This is a genomic window from Pseudomonas simiae (assembly GCF_000934565.1).
GTDB classification, from domain to species: domain Bacteria; phylum Pseudomonadota; class Gammaproteobacteria; order Pseudomonadales; family Pseudomonadaceae; genus Aquipseudomonas; species Aquipseudomonas simiae.
Window position 1 is genome coordinate 3,810,972 of record NZ_CP010896.1, and the last position, 16,234, is coordinate 3,827,205.

The following is a 16,234-nucleotide window of genomic DNA, read 5'->3' on the forward strand; positions in this document are numbered from 1 at the left end:
AACCTACAACAACAATGGAACCCTCATGACCACTACCCCAACCACGCCCGTTCCATTCAACCGCCTGCTGCTCACCGGTGCCGCTGGCGGCCTGGGTAAGGTCCTGCGCGAGCGCCTGCGCCCTTATGCCCAGGTACTGCGTCTGTCGGACATCGCCAATATGGCCCCGGCTGCCGACGCGTCCGAAGAAGTGCAACCTTGCGACCTCGCCGACAAACAAGCCGTGCACCACCTGGTGGAAGGCGTCGACGCGATCCTGCACTTCGGCGGCGTCTCGGTGGAGCGTTCTTTCGAAGAAGTGCTCGGCGCGAACATCAGCGGCATTTTTCATATCTATGAAGCCGCGCGCCGCCACGGTGTGAAGCGCGTGATTTTCGCCAGTTCCAACCACGTGATCGGCTTCTACAAGCAAGGTGAAAAACTCGACGCCCACTCCCCTCGCCGCCCGGACAGCTACTACGGCTTGTCCAAGTCCTACGGCGAAGACATGGCCAGCTTCTACTTTGATCGCTATGGCATCGAGACCGTCAGCATCCGCATTGGCTCGTCGTTCCCGGAACCGCAGAATCGTCGGATGATGCACACGTGGCTGAGCTTCGACGACCTGACTCAGTTGCTCGAGCGCGCGCTGTACACCCCCAACGTCGGGCACACCGTGGTCTACGGCATGTCGGATAACCTCGACACCTGGTGGGACAACCGCTACGCCGCCCACCTGGGCTTTGCGCCAAAGGACAGCTCCGAAGTGTTCCGTGCCCAGGTCGAAACCCAGCCACCGGTGTCCGACAATGACCCGGCCAAGGTCTACCAGGGCGGCGCGTTCTGCGCGGCCGGCCCGTTCGGTGATTGACCCATGAACGCTGAATTGATTGTCGACGCGCGCAATGCCGTGGGTGAATGCCCGGTGTGGGTGCCTGGGGAAAACGCCCTGTACTGGGTGGACATCCCCAAGGGTGGCCTGCAACGCTGGAGCGCCGCCACCGGCCACGTGGCCGCCTGGACAGCCCCGCAGATGCTTGCCTGCATCGCCCGCACCGATGCGGGCAACTGGGTCGCCGGCATGGAAACCGGCTTCTTCCAGCTCACCCCGCACAACGACGGCAGCCTCGACACCACGCTACTGGCGGCTGTCGAGCACCCACGCCAGGACATGCGCCTGAACGACGGCCGCTGCGACCGCCAGGGCCGATTCTGGGCCGGCAGCATGGTGCTGAACATGGGGTTGAATGCAGCCGAGGGCACCCTGTATCGCTACACATCAGGTGCGGCGCCCCATGCGCAACTGGACGGCTTTATCACCTTGAATGGCCTGGCTTTCAGCCCCGATGGCCGCACAATGTATGCCTCGGACTCACACCCGCTGGTGCAGCAGATCTGGGCGTTCGATTACGACATCGACACCGGCACGCCCTCCAATCGCCGCGTGTTCGTGGATATGCACAAGCACCTCGGCCGCCCCGACGGCGCCGCCGTGGATGCCGATGGCTGCTACTGGATCTGCGCCAACGACGCCGGGCTGATCCACCGTTTCAACCCCGACGGTCGCCTCGATCGTTCCCTCACCGTACCGGTGAAAAAACCCACCATGTGCGCGTTTGGCGGCAGTCGCCTGGACACCTTGTTCGTCACCTCGATCCGCGATGACCAGAGTGAACAGTCACTGTCCGGCGGCGTGTTCGCCCTCAACCCCGGCGTTGTCGGATTGCCGGAGCCCACGTTCACCCTCTAGCTGCATCGCTGTGCCTTGAATACAACAATAACAAGACAGGAGAGACCTCCCATGGACTTCAAACGCACCTTGCTCGCCGCCGCATGCTTCGCCCTCAGCAGCGCCGCCCATGCGCTGGAAATCAAATTTGCCGACATCCACCCCGCCGGGTACCCCACCGTCGTTGCTGAAGAGAACATGGGCAAGGCCCTGACCCAGGCAAGCAACGGCGAACTGACCTTCAAGTATTTCCCAGGCGGTGTCCTCGGGTCCGAGAAAGAAGTGGTCGAACAAGCGCAAGTCGGTGCCATCCAGATGACCCGCGTCAGCCTGGGCATCGTCGGCCCGGTGGTGCCGGACGTGAACGTGTTCAACCTGCCGTTCGTGTTCCGTGACCAGGCGCACATGCGCAAAGTCATCGACGGCGAGATCGGCGACGAAATCCTTGCCAAGATCACCGACTCCGAATTCGGCCTGGTCGCCCTGGCCTGGATGGACGGCGGCACGCGCAACCTCTACACCAAGAAACCCGTGCGCAAGATCGAAGACCTCAAGGGCATGAAAATCCGCGTACAAGGCAACCCCTTGTTCATCGAAGCGTTCAATGAAATGGGGGCCAATGGCATCGCCATGGACACCGGCGAGATCTTCAGCGCCCTGCAGACCGGCGTGATCGACGGCGCGGAAAACAACCCGCCGACCCTGCTTGAGCACAACCATTTCCAGAACGCCAAGTACTACACCCTCACCGAGCACCTGATCTTGCCCGAGCCCATCGTGATGTCAAAAATCACCTGGAACAAACTCACCCCCGCGCAACAGGATATGGTGAAAAAAGCCGCCAAGGCCGCCCAGGCTGACGAGCGTGTGTTGTGGGACGCCAAGTCCGCCAGCAGTGAAACCAAGCTCAAGGCCGCCGGTGTGGAGTTCATCACCGTCGACAAAAAACCCTTCTATGACGCCACCGCACCGGTTCGCGCCAAGTACGGGGCGGCGTACGCCGACATCATCCAGCGTATCGACGCCGTTCAGTAACGCCCTCCTTCTCTAGCAAGGCCCGGCGCGGTCGGCATCGACGCGCCCGGTTACGGTGAACGCCATGAAGAATTTACTGCTGCGCATCAACGACCGCATCTACATGACCTGTATCTGGGTCGCCGGCCTCTCGGTATTGGGAGTCGCGCTGATCATCCCCTGGGGCATCTTCGCCCGCTACGTCCTCGGCACCGGCTCCAGCTGGCCGGAGCCCACCGCCATCCTGCTGATGCTGGTGTTCACCTTTATCGGCGCCGCCGCCAGTTACCGCGCCGGCGCGCATATGTCGGTGGCCATGGTCACCGACCGCCTGCCGCCCCGCCAACGCCAGATCATCGGCGTCGTTTCGCAATTGCTGATGGGCACCATCTGCCTGTTCATGACTATCTGGGGCACCAAACTGTGCCTGTCCACCTGGAACCAGTTCATGAGTGCGATTCCTACCCTGCGCGTGGGCATCACCTACATGCCGATCCCGATTGGCGGGCTGCTGACCTTGATTTTCGTGGTGGAGAAACTCTTGCTCGGTGATCAGAGCAACCGTCGGGTCGTGCGCTTCGACCTGGTTGAAGAAAGCGAAGGGGCTGCCTGATATGGACGCATTGATTCTGTTGGGCAGCTTTATCGCCTTGATCCTGATCGGCATGCCCGTGGCCTACGCCCTGGGCTTGTCAGCGCTGATCGGTGCGTGGTGGATCGATATCCCGTTCCAGGCCCTGATGATCCAGGTGGCTGGCGGCGTGAACAAGTTTTCGCTGATGGCGATTCCGTTCTTTGTGCTGGCTGGCGCGATCATGGCCGAAGGTGGCATGTCACGGCGGCTGGTCGCGTTTGCCGGCGTGCTGGTGGGCTTTGTGCGCGGTGGCCTGTCGCTGGTGAACATCATGGCCTCGACGTTTTTCGGCGCGATTTCCGGCTCGTCGGTGGCGGACACCGCCTCGGTCGGCTCAGTGCTCATCCCGGAAATGGAGCGCCGTGGCTACCCGCGTGAATTCGCCACCGCGGTGACCGTCAGCGGTTCGGTGCAGGCGCTGTTGACCCCGCCCAGCCATAACTCGGTGCTCTACTCCCTGGCGGCGGGCGGCACGGTGTCCATCGCCTCGCTGTTCATGGCCGGCGTGGTGCCTGGGTTGTTGATGAGCGCGTGCCTGATGGTGCTGTGCCTGATCTTCGCGAAAAAGCGCAACTACCCCAAGGGTGAAGTCATCCCGCTCAAGCAGGCGCTGAAAATCTGCGCCGATGCGCTCTGGGGCCTGATGGCCATGGTGATCATCCTCGGCGGTATCCTTTCGGGTATTTTCACCGCCACCGAGTCCGCCGCAATTGCGGTGCTGTGGGCGTTTTTCGTGACCATGTTCATCTACCGCGACTACAAATGGAGCGAGCTGCCCAAGCTGATGCACCGCACGGTGCGCACCATTTCCATTGTGATGATCCTGATCGCCTTCGCCGCCAGCTTCGGCTACATCATGACCCTGATGCAGATCCCGGCGAAGATCACCACGCTGTTCCTGACCCTGTCGGACAACCGCTACGTGATCCTGATGTGCATCAACGCCATGCTGCTGTTGCTCGGCACGGTGATGGACATGGCGCCGTTGATCCTGATCCTCACGCCGATCCTGCTGCCGGTGGTGCTGGGTATCGGCGTCGACCCGGTGCACTTTGGCATGATCATGCTGGTCAACCTCGGTATCGGCTTGATCACCCCGCCGGTGGGCGCGGTGCTGTTCGTGGGCGCGGCGGTGGGCAAGGTCAGTATCGAGAAGACCGTGAAAGCGCTGCTGCCGTTTTATGGCGTGCTGTTCCTGGTGCTGATGGCGGTGACCTACATTCCGGCGCTGTCGTTGTGGCTGCCAAGCGTGGTGCTCTGATGCTGATTGAACTGCAGGACAACCTGACCCACCTCACCCTCGCGCCAGCCACGGGAGGCAGCCTTGTCAATTGGACGGTGCGCGCCTCCGGGCAGCCGTTGCTGCGCCATAACGATCAGCAGGCGATCGATACCGGTTTGCCGGGCAAGCTGGGGTGCTATCCATTGGTGCCCTGGTCCAACCGTATTGCCCACGGCGGTTTCGACAACCCCGACGGTTGGCTCGCGCTCACGCCCAACAGCCTGACCGACCCGCTGCCGATTCATGGTTCGGCCTGGCAGCAGGCGTGGCAGGTGGTCAGCCACACAGCGGATGAAGTGGTGCTGGAAGTGCGCTGTGACACGCCGTTTGCCTATCGCGCCGAGCAGCGGATTCGCTTGAACGACGGGGCGTTGAGTATCGAGCTGCGGGTGACACACCTGGCCGAAACAGCGGCGTGGCATGGCGTGGGCTTGCATCCATACTTTCCGCGCCGGCCAGGTACCCGGTTGCAGGCCAGGGCCGCGCAGGTGTGGATGAGTGACGCGTCCAAGCTGCCGACCGGGTTGACGCTGGTGCCGGGCGAATGGGATTTCCAGGTATTGAATACCCTGCCCGAAGGCCTGGTGGACAACGGCTTTTGCCAGTGGGATGGGTACTGCCGGATCGAACAGCCGGACCTGGGCTATGCGCTGGAATGCCAGGCCAGCGGGGCCGACTACTTCCTGCTGTACTGCCCGCCGGGGCTGGGGTTCTTTTGCGTCGAGCCGGTGAGTCATCCAGTGAACGCTCATCACCTGGCGGGACGACCGGGCCTGAAACTGCTGGAACACAATCAGTCGGTCCAACTCAATTTCAACCTGAAATACACCCCCCTGTAGGAGCGAGCTTGCTCGCGAAAAACCTCAGGGCAACGCGGGCATCAGGCGCCCCGCGTTATCGTTGACGATCTTCGCGAGCAAGCTCGCTCGTGCAGGGATCAGCGCCATGCTCAAGGTGGTGAGTTTTTGAGGCGGCCGGCGGTATCGATACTCACGACAACCGACAACCCCGGCCGCAACCGCTCGCTCTCGGCCTGGTCCGGGTCCACCGTAATCCTTACCGGCACGCGCTGGGCAATCTTCACAAAGTTGCCCGTCGCGTTGTCCGCCTGCAACAGGCTGAATTCCGACCCCGTGGCCGGGGAAATATGCTGCACCGTGCCATGGAATTTGCGATGGTTCAGTGCATCCACCGTGAAGGTCACCGGCTGGCCGACCTGCACGTTGTCCATCTGGGTTTCCTTCATATTGGCGATTACCCACAACTGCGGCGGCACCAGCGCCATCAACTGTGCGCCGGAGTTGACGTAGGCCCCCAGACGCACACCAATCTGCCCGAGCTGACCATCGCGCGGCGCGGTGATGCGGGTGTTGGACAGGTCGATACGCGCCAACTCCACCGCCGCCTCGGCACTCGCCACCGCCGCTTCCAGGGAGCCGCGATTGACGATCACCGTTTGCAGGTCCTGCCGGGCGATTTCCAGGCTGGCCTGGGCTTGCGCCACGGCGGCGATGGTCTGCGCGTTGGCCGCGCGGGTTACGTCCAGCTCACGCTTGGACACCGAACCGTCGCTGATCAGTTCTTCATTGCGGCGCAAATCGGCGGTGCTCTTGCGCGCCTGGGCCTGGCTGTCCGCCAAGGCTGCCTGGCGCAGCTTGATGGTGGCTTCGGCACTGTTGCGTTGCTGCACCACATTGGCCAGCGCGGCCTTCTGCACCGCCAGTTGCGCCAGCGCCTGGTCGAGGCGCTGCTTGTAGATGCGGTCATCCAGGCGCACCAGCAGGTCGCCGGCCTTGACGTACTGGAAGTCCTGCACCGGCACTTCGAACACATAGCCGCTGAGCTGTGGGCCGATGATGGTCACCTGGCCACGCACCAGGGCGTTCTCGGTGGTTTCCACCGCGCTGCTGAACGGCGGCAATTGCCAGGCATACAGCACGATCAGCACCCCGACGATGGCAATCGCGGCAAAGCCCAGGGACGAGAGGATGCGCACGCGCAGTGAGCGCGGCTCGGTGACCGTGGCGCCGGGCGGCGTGGTGCCTTCCGGGGTGGCGGCGATGGCGTTGGTGGTCGTGGTGGTCGATTCGGTCATGAAGGTGCGCCGCTGGGTTGAACGGGAGTGGCTGCTTTAGTGGTGCTCATCAGCCACAGACTGCGGATAAAGATCCAGATCATGGTCAGGATCGCGATAATCGCGATCAGCATGAACACATCGTTGTAGGCCATGACATTGGCCTCACGGGTCGCCGCGGTGGCCAGGCTGCGGATGCCCATGAGGTTACGCAGTTCCGGGTCGGCGACAACGCCGCCGTAGGCCGAGCCACCGCTCTGCACCCGTGCGGCCACACGTGGGTCGAGCAGGGTCAGGTGCTCGACGATCATGCTGGAGTGATACTTCTCGCGCACGATCTGGAAGGTGCCCAGCAACGCCGCGCCAATCAAGCCGCCGAGGTTCTGGCAGATACCGAACATCACCGAAAAACTCACCAGGTTGCGCGGGTTGGTCAGCACGTTCTTGGTGCCCAATACCATGGTCGGGCCAAGGAAGAACGTTCCGCCGAAGCCTAGCAGGAACTGACTGATGTACAGGTTCTGCGGGCGCGTGAGGTTGCTGGAGAAACTGTCCATCACCGAGCCGGTGGCCATCAGCGCCAGGGAAATTACCAGCGGCATCAACAGGTGCGCCGGGTTGATGGTCAAGGCACTGACCACCAACCCGGCAATCGCCCCGGCGAGCATCACCACGTAAAGGGTGTGCATCTGCTGGTAGCTCATGTTCAACATCTGCATGAACCCCACCGCGCCAGTGGACTGCTCGGACAGCACCATGCGAATCAGGATCACCGCCAGCGCCAGGCGGATCATCACACCGCTGCCCAGCCAACGGGTCATCAACATCGGATTGGCGCGGTTATGTTCGATGGCCAGGCCCGCCATGATCAGCACCAGGGAACAGGCTGAGGCAATGCCGATCCAAGGGGCTTCAAGCCACCAGTCTATGCGCCCCAGGGACAGCACCGCGCACAGCAGGGCCACGCCGCTGGCGAGGATGGCGAAGGTGAGGAAATCGAGTTTTTCAAACGTCTTGAAGCGGTCGCCGGGTGGAAGTTTAAGCAGGAACACGCAACCCAGGCAGATGAGTGCCATGCCCAGCTCGAACAGGTACAGACCACGCCACTCGGCAATTTGCAGCAAGTCTTCGGAGAACAGGCGCGCCAAGGGTAAAGCAAGTTGCGCGGTGCCCAACCCCAGTACCAGCGACTTCAACCGCCACTTGGCCGGGAACGCCTGGATCATGTAGTACAAGCCCAACGAACTCAGCGCGGCGCCGACCATGCCGTGGGCCGCCCGTACGGCGATGGCCGAGTTGAGGTCGTTGACGAACAAGTGGCCGAAGGTCACCAGCGCGTAGAGCACCAGGAACACCTCGGTAAACGCACGCAAGCCGAATTGCTGGCGAAACTTCACCAGCAGCAGGTTCATGCACACGTTCGTCATCACATAGGCGGCGGGCAGCCAGGCCATTTCCGCAGTGGTCGCCCCGAGGGCGCCTTGCAGGTATTGCAGGTTGGCGATGACCAGCGCGTTGCCCAGGCCACCGGTGATCGCCACCAGCACGCCCACCAGCGCATACAGCCAGCGCTTGTGGGTGGGGTGCCACGGCGTCGACGGCGAACCGGGCAGGCTCGGGCGCTCGTGGGGTTCCCAGGTGTGGGGGGTGTATTTATCCATTCGATGACCTAGATGACCCGACGGGTGACGTCGGTAAAACCATTACTCAGAGTAGTAAACCTGAGCGGGGTTCATCTTGCCATCTTGGGCGCATCGGTTAACGCCCATCTTGCCACTCATGCGCTGTTTTCTTTACTCGATGGCAGCGATGCGATTATCTCAGCGCGGCACGTTTGCAGGATCTCATCCGCGAGTTCCGAGTCATCCGGACACGCCCGCGACAGCATGACCGCACCGACTGCGTGGGCCAGCAGGTTGATCATTTTCGTGCGGACCTCTTGGCGGGTGACATCCACACCCGCCGTGTACTTGTCCTCAAGGGCTGCCAGCGTATTTTCAACGCCACTGGCAAAGGTCGCCTTCAGATCATCCGACTGACGGGCGGCGTCACCACACAGGGCTGCCAGGGTGCACCCCTCTCCCCTGCCGTCTCTGTGATCCCTGGACACGTACAGGTTTACAAATCCCGGCACGTCGAGATCGCACGTACTCGACAGGGACTTTGCCAGGCTGTTTTCGGCCGCTTCGGCCATCAAGTCGGCTTTGGAGCCGAAGTGTTTATAGAAGCCTCCCTGGGTAAAACCCGCAGTCGCCATGAGTTCTGCCACACCCACACCATCATAGCCACGCTCCCGAAACAGCTCTGACGCCGTCTCCACAATATGCGCTCGGTTGGCGAGTGATTGCGTTTTGGTGATCTTCATTTCGCGCCCCTGGAACTCCTGAACAATGGTCTGACTATACTCTGATGTCGGTCATAATCAAAATTGTTGACAGCTTTGATTATGATCGACATCATAAAACCACCAGCGCATGTCTCTGCGACGGTACGGCGCGGATCGCCGTCTCTGACCATCCTGAACACTCAAGAGCATCTACTTATGAGCACCCCAGAAACCGTACTGATTACCGGCGCCTCAACAGGCATTGGCGCGACCTACGCCGAGCGTTTTGCCCAGCGTGGGCATAACCTGGTGCTGGTTGCCCGCGACAAAGGCCGGCTAGACGCATTGGCCTCGCGGCTGCGTGAGAAACACGCGGTTTCCATTGACGTGATCCAGGCCGACCTGACTCAAACCAGCGATCTGACCAGCGTCGAAGCACGCCTGCGTGATGACGCCAGTATCGGCATCCTGGTGAACAATGCGGGCGCCGCCCTCTCCGGTAGCTTCATCGAGCAATCCATCGACAGCGTTACCAACCTGGTCGCGCTCAATACCACCGCCTTGGTGCGACTTGCCAGCGCCATCGCGCCACGCCTGGCACACGCCGGTAGCGGCGCGATTATCAACATCGGCTCGGTGGTGGGGCTGGCACCGGAATTCGGCATGAGCGTCTACGGTGCAACCAAAGCGTTTGTGCTGTTTCTATCCCAGGGGCTGAGCCTTGAGCTCTCACCCAAAGGCGTCTACGTGCAAGCTGTCCTGCCAGCCGCCACCCGCACGGAAATCTGGGATCGCGCGGGCATCGACATCAATACCCTGAGCGAAATCATGAGCGTGGACGAGCTGGTCGATGCTGCGCTGGTCGGTTTTGATCGTCGCGAGCCAGTGACCATTCCGCCATTGCAAGACGCCGCCCGCTGGGATGCTCTGCAGGCCGCCCGCCAAGGTTTGCTGTCAGAGATCCGCCAATCGGCCGTCGCCGAGCGCTATCAAGCCAAGGTGTGATAGTCACGCGAACCATAAGAACTGTTGGGGTGCGAAGCGCCCCCAATGCAGGACGAATGCGGTGTACCCGATATTGCGCAGTGGCTGGTTTTGGGGCTTCCAGTTTGCTGTGCGACAGCGCTAAGTCGGAGATTCAGCCGCCTGCCACATTGGATCTCCTGTGCACCCAGAAACGCATTCCCAATCAGATCCAACCGAGCCAACTCCAGTAAGTCGCCGCAAACACCAACATCAACCCATACCCGATCAACGTCACCAAAATCCCCACCTTGGCGAACTGCCGTGCCGTAAACGTCCCGGTCCCCAGGCACACCATGTTCTGCGGCGCATTGATCGGCAGGATAAACCCGTAGCTCATCACAAACCCCAACAGCATGGTCATGCCCAACCGGTTGAACTCCCCCGGCAAGGTCTGCAGCACGGCAATCAGGATCGGCAACAGCGCCGAAGTCAGCGCCGTGGCGCTGGCAAAGCCCAGGTGGATCACAATCAGAAACGCCCCCAGGATCGCAAACACCCCCAGCGGCCCGACCTGATCAAGGCCGGTGTGCGCCACCACCTGGGAGCCCAGCCATTGCCCGGCCTGAGTGGTCAGCAGCGCCGTACCAAGGCTGATCCCAACGCCGAACACAATCACGGTGCCCCATGGAATGCGCGATTGCACGTCCTTCCAGGTCATCACTCCAACCCCCGGCAGCAGCAGGAACACCAGCCCGGCGTAGGTGGTCGAGGTGGTGTCGAACGGGTGCAGGCGCCCTTCCGTCGCCCACGCCAACAGCAACAGCACCGACACTGTCAGCAAACGTTTCTGCGGCCCGGTCATCGGACCGATGTCTACCAGGGATTGGGCCACGGCCTCCTTGCCGCCCGGGATGCTGTCGGTTTCCGGCGGTAACAGCTTGATTACCAGGAACAGCAACACCGCCGACATGATCACCGCCCACGGCGCGCCGGCGATCAGCCAGTCGATCCACGACACGCGCTGGCCGAGCATCTTATCCATAAAGCCCACGGTCAGCAGGTTTTGCGCGGCGGCGGTCTGGATACCGACGTTCCAGATACTGGTGCCCTGGGCCACCACGATCATCAGGCCGGCGGCGATATTGGAGCGTTTGTCCACGCCGAACGCTGCGACCACGCCCATCATGATCGGCACCACACAAGCGCTGCGCGCGGTGGCGCTGGGGACGACGAGACTGAGCAGGATCGTCACCGCAATCGCCCCCAGCAGAATGCCGCGGGTGCTGGTGCCGACGCGGGTCAGGGTCACCAGGGCGATGCGCCGGTCCAGGCCGGTGTGGGTCATTGCCGCCGCGATGAACAACGCGCCTGCCACCAGCGCCAGCGCCGGATTTGAAAAGCCGGTGAGCGCCATGCTGATGGCCGGGCTGGAGCCGATCAGGTGCGTGGGGTCTTGCAGCGACGGCGCCGTGCCGAGCAAAAACGCCATGAGCGAGGTGATCATGATCGCGCTGGCTTCATAAGACACCGCCTCGGTGATCCACACCACCACGGCAAACGCGAGGATCGCCAGCATGCGCTGCCCGGCTACCGGCAGGTCGGCGGGCAGCGGCAACAGCAGCACGCCGACCATCACCAGTACGCCGATCACCAGGCCCAGGGGCAACTTGAAGGATGCTGCGGTTGTTGCGGGGGCGTTCATGGCGGGCTCCGTCGGGCTCTGAATCAGGCCCGCAGCATGGGGCAAAGCGCCGCAACGGGTGTTGACGGGTATCAAGATCCTAGGTCAATAACTGGCTCAATACCGCCCGCAACTTGCCGGGCTTGAGCGGTTTGTTCAACAACGGCGCGTCCAGGCGGCGCAGCACGCGACGGCACTGGTCGGTGCGGTCGGCGGTGATGATCACGGCGGGGATGTTCTGTGCGAAATGCTCGCGCAGGTGCTTGACCACCGCACAGCCCACCACGCCGTGGTCGAGGTGGTAGTCGGCGAGGATCAACTCCGGCGCCCTGCCCTGCAGTGCCAGCAACGCCCCGGCCTGGTCGGTGGCGGTGATCACCTCGCAGCCCCACTGCGCCAGCAGGGCGCGCATGCTGTCGAGGATGCTCACCTCGTTATCGATCACCAGCAGGCGCCGCCCCGGCAGCGGGTTACCCGTGGTCGGTAGCACCGGCAGTTGGCTGATCGCCAGGGGCATCTCCTCGCTGATGGGCACCTCGATACTGAACATCGAGCCACGCCCCGGCCACGAACGGACCGCCACCGGGTAGCCGAGGATCTCGGCGATGCGCTCGACAATCGCCAGGCCCAGCCCCACGCCTTTGCGGTCCGAAGCACGGCCGACATCGAGCTGGTTGAATTCAAGGAAGATCGCGTCGAGCCGGTCGGCCGCGATGCCGCGCCCGGTGTCCCACACCTCCAGGCGCAGGCAATCGCCACGGCGGCGTGCGCCGAGCAGGATGCAGCCCTCGTCGGTGTAGCGGCAGGCGTTGCTGAGGAAGTTGCGCAGGATTCGCGTCACCAGGCGCAAGTCGGTGCGAATCGCATAATGGCCGGTGCGCGCGCGCAGGTTGAGGCCGGCCGCCAGCGCCACCGACTGGAACTCCGAGACCAGCGGCGCAAACAGCTCATCCAGGCGATACAGCGCCACGTCGGGCTTGACCGCCGCCTGATCGAGCCGCGAAATATCCAACAGGTCGGTGAGCAAATCCTCGGCGCCTTCCAGGGCCTGGTGCGTACGTTCCACCAGCACCTGCTCGACGCTGGGCAAGTTGCGTTCGCGCAGGGTCGAGATCAGCAACCGCGCCGCGTTAAGCGGTTGCAGCAGGTCGTGGCTGGCGGCGGCGAGGTATTTATCCTTGCTGCGGTTGGCAGCCTCGGCGGCGTCGCGCGCATCGCGCAACTCCTGCTCGACCTGCTCGCGCTGGGCAATCTGCTGTTGCAGGTTACGGTTGGCTTCCAGCAGTTCATCGGTGCGCACCGCCACGCGCTGCTCCAGCTCATCGTTGAGACGGATATAGCGGTTGCGCTCGGCCTCCAGTTCGTCGAGACGCGCGGTGAGTTCCGGGTAGTGGCTCTTGCGCGCCGAGTGATTGCCCAGGCCCAGCAGCCCGGCCAGGGCCTGTTGCTGATCTTCAGAGCGCTTCGCCATACACGACCTCGACGTCACGCTGGCTGGACTCGCGCGGGTTAGTGAGGATGCACGGGTCGTGCATCGCATGCCGGGACAGGAACGGAATATCCGCCACGCGCACCCCATGCAAACCGAGGGTTTCGTGAAAGCCGATGGCGTGCTTCAGTGCAATCAGATGCTCCACCAGCCGCGCGCAAACCTGCCGATGGCTGAGGCCCCGGCAATCGATGCCAAAGGTCTCGGCGATCACCTTGAAGCGCTCCGGCGCCGAGTTGTAGTTGAACGCCACCACATGCTCCACCAGCACTGCGTTGCATAGCCCGTGGGGCAGGTCGAGAAACCCGCCGAGGCTGTGAGACATGGCATGCACCGCGCCGAGGATTGCATTGGAGAACGCCAGGCCGGCCTGCATGCTGCCGAGCATGATCTTCTCGCGCAGGGCAATGTCACCGGGGTTGGCGATCATCTGCACCAGGTTGCCGTTGATCAGGCGCATGGCTTCCAGCGCATGGGGATCGGTCAGCGGGCCGTGGCCGGTAGACACGAACGCCTCGATGGCATGCACCAGCGCGTCGATGCCGGTACAGGCGGACAGGAACGGGTCCATGCTCGCCGTAGTTTCCGGGTCGATCAGCGACACATCCGGCACCACCGCCTTACTGACGATGGAGAACTTCATGCGTTCCTGCTGATTGGAAATGATCACGAACTGCGAGACATCCGCCGACGTGCCGGCGGTGGTGGGGATCAGGATCAACGGTGGGCTCGGCACACGAATGGTGTCCACGCCTTCGAACTCGAGGATGCAGCGCCCATGGGCGACCACAATGCCGATGGCCTTGCCGCAGTCCATGGGGCTGCCGCCGCCAATGGCCACGATCACGTCGCAGTGGTTTTCGCGGTACACCTCGGCGCCGAGCATCACTTCTTCAACGCGCGGGTTGGGCGACACGGCGCTGTACAGGCAATAGTCGATGCCGATGGCTTGCAGGCTGGCTTCCACATCGGCGACCCAACCGGCGGCGATCACCCCGGGGTCGCTGACCACCAACACCTTGCGCGCGCCAAAGGTCTTGGCATAGTTACCGACGTTATGCCGACAGCCGGCACCAAAGATGATTTCAGGCGAGACGAATTTACGCAGGAGGCTCAGATTGGGGCTCATTGGAAAGCCTGTTGTTATTATTTTGGTAGATGCGCTTCACACTAACCCATTCCGGGGCGAATGCAATCAGACCAAAGGGTCATTCCCAATACCGCACCGGCCAGCACAAGGCTGGCCGGAGATGGATCAGCGGCTGGCGAAGTACATGGTCACTTCGAAGCCGATACGCAGGTCGGTGAAGGCGGGTTTGGTCCACATAGGGAGAGTCCTCTTGTTGTGCCGGAAGATTCCGGTATGGGCATTAATGCATGGGGGGATGGGGGGGCGAATGCTACTTTCGAAGTAAATGCCGCACTGCATTAGTCGCGAATGTACAGGGAGCAAAATGTGGGAGGGAGCAAGTCGAATCGTCGCACCGCCCCTCCCACAGGAGACCGCATTGCAGTCAGAGGGTTAGAAGAAACCCAGCGGATTGATGTCGTAGCTCACCAGCAAATTCTTGGTCTGCTGGTAGTGATCGAGCATCATCTTGTGGTTCTCACGCCCCACGCCCGACTTCTTGTAGCCGCCAAACGCCGCATGCGCCGGGTACAGGTGATAACAGTTGGTCCACACGCGCCCGGCCTTGATCGCCCGGCCCATGCGGTAGGCACGGTTGATGTCGCGGGTCCACAGCCCGGCGCCGAGGCCGAACTCGCTGTCATTGGCAATCGCCAGGGCTTCGGCTTCGTCCTTGAAGGTGGTGATGCCCACCACCGGGCCGAAGATTTCTTCCTGGAACACGCGCATCTTGTTGTGGCCCTTGAGCAAGGTCGGCTGGATGTAGTAACCGCTGGACAGGTCGCCCTCCAGGCGCTCGGCTGCGCCGCCGGTGAGCAGCTCGGCGCCCTCTTCCTGGGCGATCTTGAGGTAGGAGAGGATCTTGTCGTATTGCTGCTCGGACGCCTGGGCGCCAACCATGGTTTCGGTGTCCAGCGGGTTGCCGCGCTTGATCTTGACGATCTTCTTCATCACCACTTTCATGAAGTCGTCGTAGATCGACTCCTGCACCAGCGCCCGCGACGGGCAGGTGCACACTTCACCCTGGTTGAAGAACGCCAGCACCAGGCCTTCGGCGGCTTTTTCGATGAACTGCGGCTCGGCCTGCATGATGTCTTCGAAGAAGATGTTCGGCGACTTGCCGCCCAGTTCCACGGTAGAAGGAATGAGGTTCTCGGCGGCGGCATGCATGATGTGCGCACCGATGGGGGTCGAGCCGGTGAACGCGATCTTGGCGATGCGCTTGCTGGTGGCCAGTGCCTCCCCGGCTTCGCGGCCAAATCCCTGGACGATGTTCAGCACGCCCGGTGGCAGCAGGTCATTGATCAACTCGGCAAACACCATGATCGACAGCGGCGTCTGCTCGGCCGGCTTGAGCACGATGCAGTTACCGGCGGCCAGGGCCGGGGCGAGTTTCCAGGCGGCCATCAGCAGCGGGAAGTTCCACGGAATGATCTGCCCGACCACGCCCAATGGCTCATGGAAGTGATAGGCCGCGGTGTGTTCGTTGATCTCGGCGGCGCCGCCTTCCTGGGCGCGGATGCAGCCAGCGAAGTAGCGGAAGTGGTCAGCGGCCAGAGGCACGTCGGCGTTGAGGGTTTCGCGCACGGCCTTGCCGTTGTCCCAACTTTCGGTCACGGCCAGCACTTCGAGGTGCTGCTCGATACGGTCGGCGATTTTCAGCAGCACCAGGGAGCGATCCTGAGGCGAGGTTTTGCCCCAGGCGTCGGCGGCGGCATGGGCAGCGTCGAGGGCCTTGTCGATATCGGCGGCGTTGGAGCGCGGGAATTCGGCGATCACTTCACCGGTCACCGGCGAAGTGTTGGTGAAGTATTCACCGCTGAGCGGGGCGACGAACTCACCGCCGATGTAATTACCGTAGCGCTGCTTGAAGCTGACGATGGCGCCAGGGGTGCCAGGTTGTGCGTAGATCATGTTAAAGCCTCTGTCTG

15 protein-coding genes are annotated in these 16,234 nt (G+C 62.4%); 7 read left to right on the plus strand and 8 right to left on the minus strand.

The window, feature by feature from the left end; all coding sequences use genetic code 11:
* The first annotated feature begins 25 nt into the window (after positions 1–25).
* The 6 genes from PF1751_RS17045 (at position 26) to PF1751_RS17070 (ending at position 5,477) form a co-directional block, all read left to right on the plus strand.
* Positions 26–850, plus strand: coding sequence for an NAD-dependent epimerase/dehydratase family protein (locus PF1751_RS17045; protein ID WP_010209382.1), 825 nt, complete (start codon positions 26–28; stop codon positions 848–850).
* A 3-nt stretch (positions 851–853) separates the two neighbouring features.
* Positions 854–1,729 carry an SMP-30/gluconolactonase/LRE family protein gene (locus tag PF1751_RS17050; RefSeq protein WP_044287401.1) on the plus strand — a complete coding sequence of 292 codons (876 nt, stop codon included), beginning with the start codon at positions 854–856 and terminating at the stop codon, positions 1,727–1,729.
* A 51-nt stretch (positions 1,730–1,780) separates the two neighbouring features.
* Positions 1,781–2,743 carry a TRAP transporter substrate-binding protein gene (locus PF1751_RS17055; protein ID WP_010209378.1) on the plus strand — a complete coding sequence of 321 codons (963 nt, stop codon included), beginning with the start codon at positions 1,781–1,783 and terminating at the stop codon, positions 2,741–2,743.
* A 64-nt stretch (positions 2,744–2,807) separates the two neighbouring features.
* Positions 2,808–3,335, plus strand: coding sequence for a TRAP transporter small permease (locus tag PF1751_RS17060; protein ID WP_010209377.1), 528 nt, complete (start codon positions 2,808–2,810; stop codon positions 3,333–3,335).
* A gap of 1 nt (position 3,336) precedes the next feature.
* Positions 3,337–4,617, plus strand: coding sequence for a TRAP transporter large permease (locus PF1751_RS17065; protein WP_021492835.1), 1,281 nt, complete (start codon positions 3,337–3,339; stop codon positions 4,615–4,617).
* Positions 4,617–5,477 (plus strand): aldose 1-epimerase, encoded by an 861-nt coding sequence (locus tag PF1751_RS17070; protein ID WP_031291169.1) that lies wholly within the window; start codon positions 4,617–4,619, stop codon positions 5,475–5,477. The genes PF1751_RS17065 and PF1751_RS17070 overlap by 1 nt, the downstream gene beginning before the upstream one ends.
* Before the next feature lie 110 nt (positions 5,478–5,587).
* Here the strand turns inward: PF1751_RS17070 and PF1751_RS17075 are convergent, their stop codons facing one another.
* From PF1751_RS17075 to PF1751_RS17085, 3 genes are all read right to left on the minus strand, one after another.
* Positions 5,588–6,733 carry an HlyD family secretion protein gene (locus PF1751_RS17075; RefSeq protein ID WP_010209371.1) on the minus strand — a complete coding sequence of 382 codons (1,146 nt, stop codon included), beginning with the start codon at positions 6,731–6,733 and terminating at the stop codon, positions 5,588–5,590.
* Positions 6,730–8,373 (minus strand): MFS transporter, encoded by a 1,644-nt coding sequence (locus tag PF1751_RS17080; RefSeq protein ID WP_042572092.1) that lies wholly within the window; start codon positions 8,371–8,373, stop codon positions 6,730–6,732. Before PF1751_RS17080 ends, PF1751_RS17075 begins: the two co-directional genes overlap by 4 nt.
* A 116-nt stretch (positions 8,374–8,489) precedes the next feature.
* Complete coding sequence (locus tag PF1751_RS17085; RefSeq protein WP_010209369.1) at positions 8,490–9,077, minus strand: TetR/AcrR family transcriptional regulator; 588 nt, start codon at positions 9,075–9,077, stop codon at positions 8,490–8,492.
* A gap of 177 nt (positions 9,078–9,254) precedes the next feature.
* Between PF1751_RS17085 and PF1751_RS17090 the strand changes: the two genes are divergently transcribed.
* The gene (locus tag PF1751_RS17090; RefSeq protein ID WP_010209368.1) at positions 9,255–10,043 is read left to right on the plus strand and encodes an SDR family NAD(P)-dependent oxidoreductase; all 789 of its coding nucleotides are present in this window, start codon (positions 9,255–9,257) and stop codon (positions 10,041–10,043) included.
* 184 nt (positions 10,044–10,227) lie between these two features.
* Here the strand turns inward: PF1751_RS17090 and PF1751_RS17095 are convergent, their stop codons facing one another.
* The 5 genes from PF1751_RS17095 to exaC all read right to left on the minus strand — a co-directional run bounded on the left by PF1751_RS17095 (position 10,228) and on the right by exaC (position 16,217).
* Positions 10,228–11,706: a DASS family sodium-coupled anion symporter gene (locus PF1751_RS17095; protein ID WP_010209367.1), complete on the minus strand. Its 1,479-nt coding sequence runs from the start codon at positions 11,704–11,706 to the stop codon at positions 10,228–10,230.
* A 79-nt stretch (positions 11,707–11,785) separates the two neighbouring features.
* On the minus strand, positions 11,786–13,156 hold the full coding sequence (locus PF1751_RS17100; protein WP_021492841.1) for an ATP-binding response regulator: 1,371 nt from the start codon (positions 13,154–13,156) through the stop codon (positions 11,786–11,788).
* A complete protein-coding gene (ercA, locus tag PF1751_RS17105) occupies positions 13,140–14,303 on the minus strand; it encodes an alcohol dehydrogenase-like regulatory protein ErcA (RefSeq protein ID WP_010209365.1) in 1,164 nt (387 codons plus the stop codon). Before ercA ends, PF1751_RS17100 begins: the two co-directional genes overlap by 17 nt.
* Before the next feature lie 126 nt (positions 14,304–14,429).
* Positions 14,430–14,501 carry a pyrroloquinoline quinone precursor peptide PqqA gene (gene pqqA, locus PF1751_RS28485; RefSeq protein ID WP_010209364.1) on the minus strand — a complete coding sequence of 24 codons (72 nt, stop codon included), beginning with the start codon at positions 14,499–14,501 and terminating at the stop codon, positions 14,430–14,432.
* Positions 14,502–14,696: 195 nt separating this feature from the next.
* Positions 14,697–16,217 carry an acetaldehyde dehydrogenase ExaC gene (exaC, locus tag PF1751_RS17110; RefSeq protein WP_010209363.1) on the minus strand — a complete coding sequence of 507 codons (1,521 nt, stop codon included), beginning with the start codon at positions 16,215–16,217 and terminating at the stop codon, positions 14,697–14,699.
* Between the last annotated feature and the right edge of the window lie 17 nt (positions 16,218–16,234).